The 8840-nt window shown below is 71.5% G+C and carries 9 protein-coding genes; 1 reads left to right on the top strand and 8 read right to left on the bottom strand.

Features of this window, described 5'->3' with window-relative positions; translation table 11 throughout:
• Window positions 1-600 (bottom strand): enolase-like domain-containing protein (locus tag E1292_RS47850; protein WP_500690533.1); only part of this gene is annotated, 600 nt, incomplete at its 3' end.
• Between the two features lie 105 nt (window positions 601-705).
• Between E1292_RS47850 and E1292_RS47845 the strand changes: the two genes are divergently transcribed.
• Complete coding sequence (locus E1292_RS47845) at window positions 706-1557, top strand: DUF72 domain-containing protein (RefSeq protein WP_165975135.1); 852 nt, start codon at window positions 706-708, stop codon at window positions 1555-1557.
• A 269-nt stretch (window positions 1558-1826) separates the two neighbouring features.
• On the opposite strand, the gene E1292_RS47840 is transcribed toward E1292_RS47845, so the two are convergent.
• The 7 genes from E1292_RS47840 to E1292_RS47810 form a co-directional block, all read right to left on the bottom strand.
• Complete coding sequence (locus E1292_RS47840) at window positions 1827-2180, bottom strand: hypothetical protein (protein ID WP_132606449.1); 354 nt, start codon at window positions 2178-2180, stop codon at window positions 1827-1829.
• A 68-nt stretch (window positions 2181-2248) separates the two neighbouring features.
• A complete protein-coding gene (locus E1292_RS47835) occupies window positions 2249-2956 on the bottom strand; it encodes an alpha/beta fold hydrolase (RefSeq protein WP_132606448.1) in 708 nt (235 codons plus the stop codon).
• A 37-nt stretch (window positions 2957-2993) separates the two neighbouring features.
• Entirely contained in the window at window positions 2994-3836 is an 843-nt protein-coding gene (locus tag E1292_RS47830) for a class III extradiol dioxygenase family protein (RefSeq protein WP_132606447.1), read from the bottom strand.
• 3 nt (window positions 3837-3839) lie between these two features.
• The gene (locus E1292_RS47825; RefSeq protein ID WP_132606446.1) at window positions 3840-4187 is read right to left on the bottom strand and encodes an extradiol ring-cleavage dioxygenase; all 348 of its coding nucleotides are present in this window, start codon (window positions 4185-4187) and stop codon (window positions 3840-3842) included.
• Between the two features lie 54 nt (window positions 4188-4241).
• The gene (desA, locus tag E1292_RS47820) at window positions 4242-5642 is read right to left on the bottom strand and encodes a syringate O-demethylase (RefSeq protein WP_132606445.1); all 1401 of its coding nucleotides are present in this window, start codon (window positions 5640-5642) and stop codon (window positions 4242-4244) included.
• A gap of 315 nt (window positions 5643-5957) precedes the next feature.
• Window positions 5958-6635, bottom strand: coding sequence for a response regulator (locus E1292_RS47815; protein ID WP_132606444.1), 678 nt, complete (start codon window positions 6633-6635; stop codon window positions 5958-5960).
• Window positions 6632-8341 carry an ATP-binding protein gene (locus E1292_RS47810; RefSeq protein WP_132606443.1) on the bottom strand — a complete coding sequence of 570 codons (1710 nt, stop codon included), beginning with the start codon at window positions 8339-8341 and terminating at the stop codon, window positions 6632-6634. The genes E1292_RS47815 and E1292_RS47810 overlap by 4 nt, the downstream gene beginning before the upstream one ends.
• Window positions 8342-8840: the final 499 nt, after the last annotated feature.

The raw sequence follows: 8840 nt of genomic DNA, 5'->3' as shown, positions 1-8840 counted from the left end.
CGGAACGCCCTCGCCCAGGTGCTCACGCACCGCCGCCAGCCTGCGCAGATCCTCCTTCATGTCCGGCTGACCGACCTTGATCTTGACCCCGCCGATGCCGCTCTCGATCGACTGCGTGGCCCGCGCCATGACCTCCTCGATCGGGGCGTGCAGGAAGCCCCCTGAGGTGTTGTACGTCCTGACCGAGTCGCGATAGGAGCCCAGCAGCTTCGCCAGCGGCAACCCCGCCCGCCTGGCCTTGAGGTCCCAGAGCGCGATGTCGATCGCGGCGAGGGCCTGGGTGGCCACGCCTGAACGCCCGACGGACGCGCCCGCCCACAGCAGCAGGTCGTAGATCTTGCCGATGTCGGACGGATCCTGACCCAGCAGGTTCTCCGCGACCTCCTTGGCATGGGCGTACTGCGCGGGGCCGCCCGCCCGCTTGGAGTAGCTGAAGCCGGTGCCGCGGTGGTCCTCCTCCGTCGTGATCTCGGCGAACAGGAAGACGACCTCGGTCATCGGCTTCTGCCGGCCGGTGAGGACCTTGGCGTCGCTGACGGGAACGGCGAGCGGGAGCGTGACGGAGGAGAGCGAGACGTGGCGGATCTGGTCGGCGGCCATGGCGGTCCCAAGGGTCGGCTTGCTGGAGTCGTTTGTCATCATACGAGTTCATAATTTGTATGACAACTGGGCAGGTGTCAGCCGAACTTCGATAACGTCGCGTTCATGCGGCTTCATGTGGGATGCGCGATGTGGAACCACGCGCGCTGGCAGGGACGGCTCCTGCCCGCCGGGCTTCCTCCCGGCGAGCGGCTGCGCGCCTACGCGACCTGGTGCGACGCGGTGGAGGGCAACACGACCTTCTACGCCACCCCGTCGAGGAGCACGGTGGAGTCGTGGGCCGGGCAGACCGGCCCCGGCTTCCGCTTCGTCGTCAAGCTGCCCAAGACGATCACCCACGAGCGCCGCCTCGCCGGCGCCGAGCAGGACCTTCACACGTTCCTGGAGGCGATGGAGCCGCTGGGCTCGCGGATCCACGCGCTCTGGCTGCAGTTGCCCGGCTCGTTCTCGCCTGCCGACCTCGGCGCCCTCGCGGCCTTCCTGCACCGGCTGCCCCGCTCGCGCAGGTACGCCGTCGAGGTGCGGCACCGCGCGTTCTTCGAGGACGAGCGGTCGCAACACCTCCTCGAACGGCTCCTGGCCGGCTTCGACGCCGAATGGGTGCCCTTCGACACCACCGTGCTCTTCCAGAGCCCGCCCGCCAGCGACGCCGAGCGCGACGCGTGGACGAAGAAGCCGCGCGTGCCGCGCCGCACGCGCGCCCTCACCGCCCACCCGATCGTGCGCTACCTCGGCAGGGACGACGAGGCGCGCACGATCGACGGCTGGGCCCCGTGGGTCGGCACGGTGGCGGACTGGCTGCGCGAGGGGCGCTCGCCGACCGTGTTCATCCACACGCCGGACAACGCGGACGCCCCGGCGCTCGCCCGCCGCTTCCACGACGAGGTACGCGCCCGCGTGCCCGAGCTGGAGCCCCTGCCGGAGCCGATGCCCAGCGAGCCGCTGACCCTCTTCTGACGTGGACGACGTGGACGAACGCTACGTCCCGCTCGGCAGGACGACGTGGTCCAGCGTGTACGGCGTGCTCTCCAGCGCCTCCGACATGATCGCCTCCATCACCGGCAGCGGGACGAGGCAGTCGGCGCAGGCGTCCGCGCCCCGCCACCACCTCGACCACCACCCGGTTCTGGCCGGTCAGCGACCAGTGCAGCGCGTAGCCGTCGGAGGCCATCAGCGCGCGGAACTTCTCGAACGCGCCGTCCAGGACCGCGCTCTCCCCGGCCGGGCTAGCCATCGAGGTCCTCGACCCGGGCGATCGACGGGGTGTCGCCGCGCATGCCGAACGTCTCGATGACGGTGGAGACGCCCGCGTTGTTGGCTCCGGCGACCATCACCGCGATCGAGGAGGGCGTCTTCAGCGCGGGCACCCTGTCCGGGGTGTCCGAGGCGCTCGCCTGGTCGGGGATGGCGTCCGGGTGGCCGGCCGGCAACCGCCAGCGGGTGTGCCGGGAGAGGGCGTCCTTGCCGACCGCGGCGAGTTCGGACCGGGAGTTGACGGCGTTGTCGAAGACGAACCGGCGCACGTCGTCCTTGCTCCAGCCGGCCTCGCCGAACAGGGCCGCGTGTTCGGGTCCGAGCACGACGAGGGCGCTGCTGGTCTCGTGGACAGGGAGCCGGTCCTGCGGATGCGGCGAGGCGGCCGGCCGCGTTACGCGGCGGCGACCGCCAGCAGCAGCTCCGCCAGCTCGCCCGGCGCGGTGACCATCGCCTCGTGGCCGGTGGCGATCTCGTGGACCGGCCAGCCGCGGGCGGCCGCCCGCTCGGCCTGCGGGGTGAACACCCGCATCCAGTCGGTGCACTCGATGAACGCCGCAGGCACCTGCTCCCCCTTGCCGGTGAGCCGCAGCGGCTCGGTGTAGGTGAGCCACGGGTGCGGGGTGAGGCGTGGGGCCAGCCAGTCGAGGTCGGCCTGCTCGGTGACGCCCAGGACGCTCAGCGAGCGTACGGGGATGAGCCAGCCGAACCCCGGCCCCGCCACCGACTCCCGGTAGTGCCCGGCCACGGTGGCGGGCAGCAGGTCGATCGCGGCCTCGCCGTCCTCGCCGACGAAGGCGTCGAGGTGCACGCGCCTGGCCAGGCGCTCGCCGATCCGGTCGGCGACGCCCGTGACGACCTGCCCCGCGTAGCTGTGCCCGACGAGCACCACGTCCCGAGCGTCGTGGGCCTCGATGAGGGCGACCACGTCCTGGACGTGGGTGCCGAGCCCGACCTGCGGGTGCAGCACGTGCGCGCGGTCGCTGACGCCGGTCAGTGTCGGGGTGTGGACCTCGTGGCCGGCCGCGCGCAGCAGCGGGGCCACCCGCTGCCACGCCCAGCCGCCGTGCCAGGCCCCGTGGACCAGCACGAAGGTGCTCATGCGCGGACCCTTCCGTACGGGCGGGCGGCGGGCCAGGTCATGTGTTCTCCATGACGATCATCCCGGCTCCTGTCATCGAGGCGGGTACGAAGTAGTGCCGGTGCCTGACGACGACCTCGGGGGTGAGCGCGCCGCGCATGACCAGCCACATGATCAGCTCGGCTCCCTCACCGCCGAAGGTCTCGACGTACTGCTCCCTGCTCCAGCCGGCGAGCTTGCCGGGATCGTGGGCGATGTCCTCGAGGAAGCGCCGGTCGGCCTCCGGGTTGACGAACCCGGCGCGGGCCCCCTGGAGCTGGTGGGACAGGCCGCCGGTGCCGAGCACGACGAACCTCTCGTCGCTGTCGTGGCTCTCGATCGCCCTGCCCAGCACCTTGCCGAGCGCGTAGAGGCGGTCGGGTAGCGGGATCGGGTACTGCAGCACGTTGACGAAGATGGGCACGACCTTCACCGGCCACGCCTCCGGCGGCCTGCCCCAGAAGAGCTCCATGGGCACCTGCAGCCCGTGGTCGACCTTGATCTCCTGGATGATCTCCGGGTCGAAGTGGTTGTCCACCAAGGTGTCGACCAGGTGCCAGCCGAAGTCGGCCGCCCCCTCGAACGGGGGGATGGCCCGCGGCCCCCACCCCTCGTCGACGGGGTGGTACTCGGGGGCGCAGCCGACCGCGAAGGTCGGCACCCGATCGAGGAACAGCGCGTTGAAGTGGTCGTTGAAGACGACGACCGCGACGTCGGGCCGCTGCTCGCGCACCCACTCCTGGGCGGGCACGTAACCGTCGAAGAACGGTTTCCACTCGGGCGTGTCGCGCAGGCCCTTGTCGAGCGCCGCCCCGATCGAGGGAACGTGTGACGTTCCGAGCCCTCCGACGATTCTCGCCACGTCTCACACCTTCTTCCCGAGCCTGTCCCGCAGGAACGACTCGTGGTCCATGCCGGCCTGGTGGGCCCCGATCTCGGTGATGCGCACGGGATCGACCGCGGAGATCTTCAGGATGAAGAACAGGTTGCCGCCGAGGCGCACCATCTCCGACCAGTCGCGGGACAGCACCGCGGCCTTCTCCTCGTCGCTCAGGCCGAACCGGTCCAGGTAGGCCGGCTCGTCGGCCTGGAACGCCGCGCGGTTGGCCGGGTCGCCCAGTCCCATGGCCATCTTGTTGATCCGGTAGCCGCGAAGCCGGCGCTCGCGATCGAGGAGGGGGGTGTCGGGTATCCGGTCCGCTTCCCCGCCCATGGGCTTCTCCCTTGTCTCGGCGGTGCTCGACACGTCAGATCGCCGGCGGCCGGCTCAGGCCGACGCCGCCCGCCAGCCGCCGTCCGCGTAGACCTTGCGGGCGACCTCGGCGTACGGGACAGGGCTCACGGTGGCGCTGATCTCGGCCTGGCCGTGACCCTCGACGGTGAGCTTGTCCGAGCCGCCGTCGGGCTCGCCCCACACCAGCGACACCTGGGCGCCGGGCTCGGCGTGCTCCTCGGCGAGCATCGCCAGGGTCAGCATCTTGCGCTCGTTGGCGCTGTAGCCGATCCACGTCGAGATCCCGCCCGGCTCGCCGTGCACCTTCACCAGGTCGTACGGGTGCATCGAGTAGACCGCGGACGGGAACTCGAACCACTTCGCCGGGAGCCCGTGCTCGAGCTGGCTGTTGACGGCCTTGAGGAAGTCGGCGTTGTCCAGCGCCAGGGTGACCTTCTTGCGGTGCGGCCCGGCCGCCTTGGCCTCCAGCGCCTCGCGGCCGACGAAGTCGTGGTCGAACTTCACGAACGACCCGTAGCCGAGGTCCCACGGCGTCAGGTAGTAGTCCTCGATGTCGTCCGAGACGAAGCTGCCGCCGATGGAGGCGGCGGCCTCGTAGCTGGTGTCCGGCAGCCACTGGCGGTAGGCCTTGAGCGCCTCACCGGTGTAGATCGCCGGCAGGGGCGACGGGATCCATCCGGACTCCAGCGTGTTGGAGGAGTAGGCGCGCCCGCCGACCAGCCGCATCCCGTGCTCCTCGCCGGCCTCCACCAGCGCCCGGTGCACCTCCTCGCCCTCCGCCCACGGCCCGAACAGCTCGTACCCGGGCTGTCCCGCCATGCCGTGACGCAGCGCCCGGACCTGCTTGCCCGCGATCGTCATCGTCGTCATGTGGAAGAACTTCAGGGCGGGCGCGGGCTCGCCGATTGCCTTCTCGATCACCTTGACCGCGTTCGGCCCCTGGATCTGGTACCGGTAGTGGGTGCGGTTGAACGGGTCGGGCCGGGCCGCCGAGCGCTCGTCGAGCGTGACCGTGACGTCGTAGCCGCCGGTCTCGGCGTGATAGCGCACCCAGTTGAGTGCGGGGATGCGGCCGACCAGGTTGAAGGTGGTCTCCGCCAGGTGGAAGAGGATGCCGTCGCCGATGACGTAGCCGTCGGGGGTGCACGGCACGAACTGCTTGGCGGTGTCGACGGGGAACCTCGCGAAGCTGTTGACGCCCAGGTAGGACAGCAGCTTCAGCGCGTCGGGCCCCTCGACCAGCAGCTCGGCCATGTGGAAGGACTGGTTGAACAGCACGCAGGTCCGCTGCCAGGCCAGCTGCTCGTCACGCCAGTTCGTGTACTCGGGCGGAACCCCGGGATAGACGTTCGGCCCGGCCTGGAGATTGCGGAGATGGTCCGCCACAGTGGCCGGAACGCCGTTGAGAACGTCTTGGAGGCTCTTGCCGGGCATGGGGTGTCTCCTTAACTGGGGGCTGCTCGCGAGGCGTCGCCGCGCGCGGGAAGAGGCGCGCGGGGCGACGCGCGTGCGCTGGGCTCCGTGCACGTGGGCGTTCGCTGGGGGCCTGGTCATCGCGGCCTGACCTGGATGTTACGCAGCCCCTGCCGGGCCATGGATTGCGCAATTGACGGCTCTTGAGGGGGTGCCGGTCCTAGGCGGCCTACGACAAGTGACGTAGGCCGGGGCCGGTCGCGTCCCGCCCGTCGGGCCGGGAGGAAGGCGACGCTCAGCGCGGGGGATCGACCGGCCCTTCACGCATGGCGACGCTCAACGCGGGGGATCGACCAGCCCTTCGCGCATGGCGACGAGCACCGCCTGGGTGCGCGAGTGCAGCCCGAGCTTGCCGAGCAGGTTGCTGACGTGGGTGCGTGCCGTCCGCTCGCTGATCACCAGCTTGGCGGCGATCTCACGGTTGGAGCGGCCCTCGGCGATGAGGACGAGCACGTCGCGCTCCCGGCTCGTCAGGCCGGCCACGCCGCTGTGCGGGGAGCGCATCTTCTGCGCCAGCCGCCGCGCCACGGCGGCGTCCAGGTAGACGTCGCCGTTGGCGGCGGCGTAGATCGCGGCGGCGACCTCGGACGGCCCGGCGTCCTTGAGCAGGTAGCCGGCGGCGCCGTTGGCCAGCGCGGCGTGGATGCGCTCGACCTCGCCGAAACTGGTCAGGATGACCACGCGGACGGCCGGGAACCGTTTGACGATCTCAGCGGTCGCCTCGACGCCGTCCATCTTCGGCATCATGAGATCCATCAGCGCCACCCGGGGCAGCGGCTGCTGCCTGACCTTGAGCGACTCGAGGAGATCGACCGCCTCGCGGCCGTTGGCCGCCTCACCGGCGACCTCGACGTTCCGCAGAGCGTCGAGATAGGCGACGACGCCGCGCCGGACCACGGCGTGGTCGTCCACCACCAGGACTCCGATGGTGCTGTTGTCCGAGGGGAGGGTCATGGCTCCTCAGCGTTCTCGCGGGCGCGGGCAGCGTCGTCAGTGGTGTCGGGAGCGGTGTCGCGGGCGCGGGCAGCGTCGTCAGTGGTGTCGCGAGCGGTGTCGCGGGCACGGGCGAACACGTCCCGGTGCAGCCCCGTCGGCAGCGAGGGCGGCAGCGGGAGCACGAAGCGCACGGTGGTTCCTGCGCCGGGGCTGGAGAGGATGGCGAGGTCGCCGGCCCACCGGCCGGCGCGTTCCTTCATCGCCGTCATGCCGAAGCCGCCCTCCTCCCCCGGCAGGTCAGCGTTCTGCGCCGGCAGGCCGCACCCGTCGTCGGAGACCTCGCCCGTCAGCCACCGCTGCGAGCGGCGTCCGGTCAGCCCCAGGTCGATGGTGACGCGGGAGCCCTGCGCGTGCTTGACGCTGTTGTGCAGCGCCTCGGCGATCATGCGGTAGACGTCCTCGCGGAGCTCGGACTCCAGGTCGTCGAGCTCGTGGCGCTGGTCGGTGATCGAGACGTGCACGTCGAGGCCGGTCCTGCCCATGGTCGACTCGGCGAGGGCGTCGAGGGCCGCCGACAGCCCCTGGTCGGCGAGCGGGATGGGGTGCAGGTCGGTCACCATGGCCCGCAGGTCGCTCAGCACCGCCTTGGAGACGTGCCCGAGTTCCCCGGCCACGCGCATCACGTACGCCGAGTCGACGACGGTGTCGCGCCCGGACAACATGCTGAGCGACTCCGCCTGCATGCCCATGGAGAAGACCTGCTGCACCACGGAGTCGTGCAGGTCGCGGGCCAGGCGCTGGCGTTCCTCGCGCCGCGCGACCTCCCGCTCGCGCTCCAGCAGCGCGGCGTAGTCGACGGCCTGCGCCGCCTGCTCGGCCATGGCCAGCAGGAAGTCGAGGGCGGTCCGGCCGATCTCCTGGCCGGGGGCGAAGAAGGCGTTGAGGATGCCCACGGGCTCGCCGCGCACCATCAGCGGCACGCTGGCGAACCAGTCCCACTCCGGCGAGCGCATGTAGTCCTTCAGCGCCCGCCACGCGGGGTCGGACATGATCGTCACGTAGCGGTTGGGCACGACGACCGGCTGCCGCGAGGTGAACGCGTCGATCATGCGCAGGTCGGCGCCGGCCTCGCGGCACTCGAGGAGCATGTCGAAGAAGTTCTCCGCCTGGCTGAACCCGGCGGTGCCCATGACCTGGAAACGTTCGCTGGTGGCGTTGACCGTCAGGATCTGCACTCCCGCCAGGGCGTCGGCCTCCAGCACCTCTTTCGCCAGGGCCTCCAGCGTGCTGCCCAGCGACCGTTTGGCGGCCACCCGGCTGGCCGCGCTGGCGATCGCGGCGAGCCTGCGCTGGTGCCGCCGGCTCTCCGTGACGTCGCGGAACGCGACGATGCGCTCGTCGCGGCCGGGCAGCCGGCTGGTCCGGAACGCGAACTCGCGGCGCGGCCCCGGCTCCGCCTCCCACACGGTGACCGTCTCGGCCCCGGGATCCTCGCCGTCCTCGTCCGCGTCACGCGGCGGGAACGGGGACGCGGCGCCGGCGACGTGCGCCGGGTCGAGCCCGCAGAGCGACAGCGCCGCCGGGTTGGCCTGGACGAAGCGGCCGTCGGCATCGATCACCGCGAGACCGTCGGGCGTCCGCTCCAGCAGCGCCCCCGCGTCGAGCGGCCGGCGCCCGCGCGGCGCCGGCCGGGCAGGCCGCCCGGACCTGACGTCGTCCACCATCGCCGGCGCCCTCCTCGCTGGTACGCCACGTCACCGATCCCCATGATGCCCTCGTTCCAGGGCAACGGCACTATTTCCACCAGGACGGCCTGCGGGGATACGCCATTTGACGTAGGCGGCGGCTCCGCGGGAAACGCGGTGACGGGGCGGCGCCGGCGGCGGGGGTGTCCCGTCACGACGGGCCGCGGGAGCGCCGTCGGCGGAACGCGAGCCCCCGCCTCAGGAACCCTGACGTGCCGGACCTTTCGCCGGTCACCCGCACTACGTCACTTGTCGCGTCCCGGCTAGGACGACCGCAGGCCCAAGTGCCGTCATCCGCGTCATCCCCCGGACCAGGCCGGAATCTACTGTCTGTTGCGGATGCCGGTGCCCGGCGTCCCCCCTGGCGACCGCGTACGGCGGCCGCGCACGCGCACGAGCGCGGTTCCCGCTCGGCCGCCCGCCCCGACGAAAGGTCCCCTCACCATGCCTCCTGCACGTCCGGCCCGCACCGCCGGCC

This window comes from Nonomuraea deserti (genome assembly GCF_004348685.1).
Classification (GTDB): Bacteria; Actinomycetota; Actinomycetes; order Streptosporangiales; family Streptosporangiaceae; genus Nonomuraea; species Nonomuraea deserti.
Note: the sequence above shows the minus strand (reverse complement) of the source record. Positions and strands in the feature narration are given on the sequence as shown.

What these genes read in the sequence shown, in the direction of transcription:
- E1292_RS47845 (WP_165975135.1), top strand. Translation starts at nt 706, where the DNA reads ATGCGGCTTCATGTGGGATGCGCGATGTGGAACCACGCGCGCTGGCAG.
- E1292_RS47835 (WP_132606448.1), bottom strand. Translation starts at nt 2,956, where the DNA reads ATGAGCACCTTCGTGCTGGTCCACGGGGCCTGGCACGGCGGCTGGGCG.
- E1292_RS47825 (WP_132606446.1), bottom strand. Translation starts at nt 4,187, where the DNA reads ATGGGCGGGGAAGCGGACCGGATACCCGACACCCCCCTCCTCGATCGC.
- desA (WP_132606445.1), bottom strand. Translation starts at nt 5,642, where the DNA reads ATGCCCGGCAAGAGCCTCCAAGACGTTCTCAACGGCGTTCCGGCCACT.
- E1292_RS47815 (WP_132606444.1), bottom strand. Translation starts at nt 6,635, where the DNA reads ATGACCCTCCCCTCGGACAACAGCACCATCGGAGTCCTGGTGGTGGAC.
- E1292_RS47810 (WP_132606443.1), bottom strand. Translation starts at nt 8,341, where the DNA reads ATGGTGGACGACGTCAGGTCCGGGCGGCCTGCCCGGCCGGCGCCGCGC.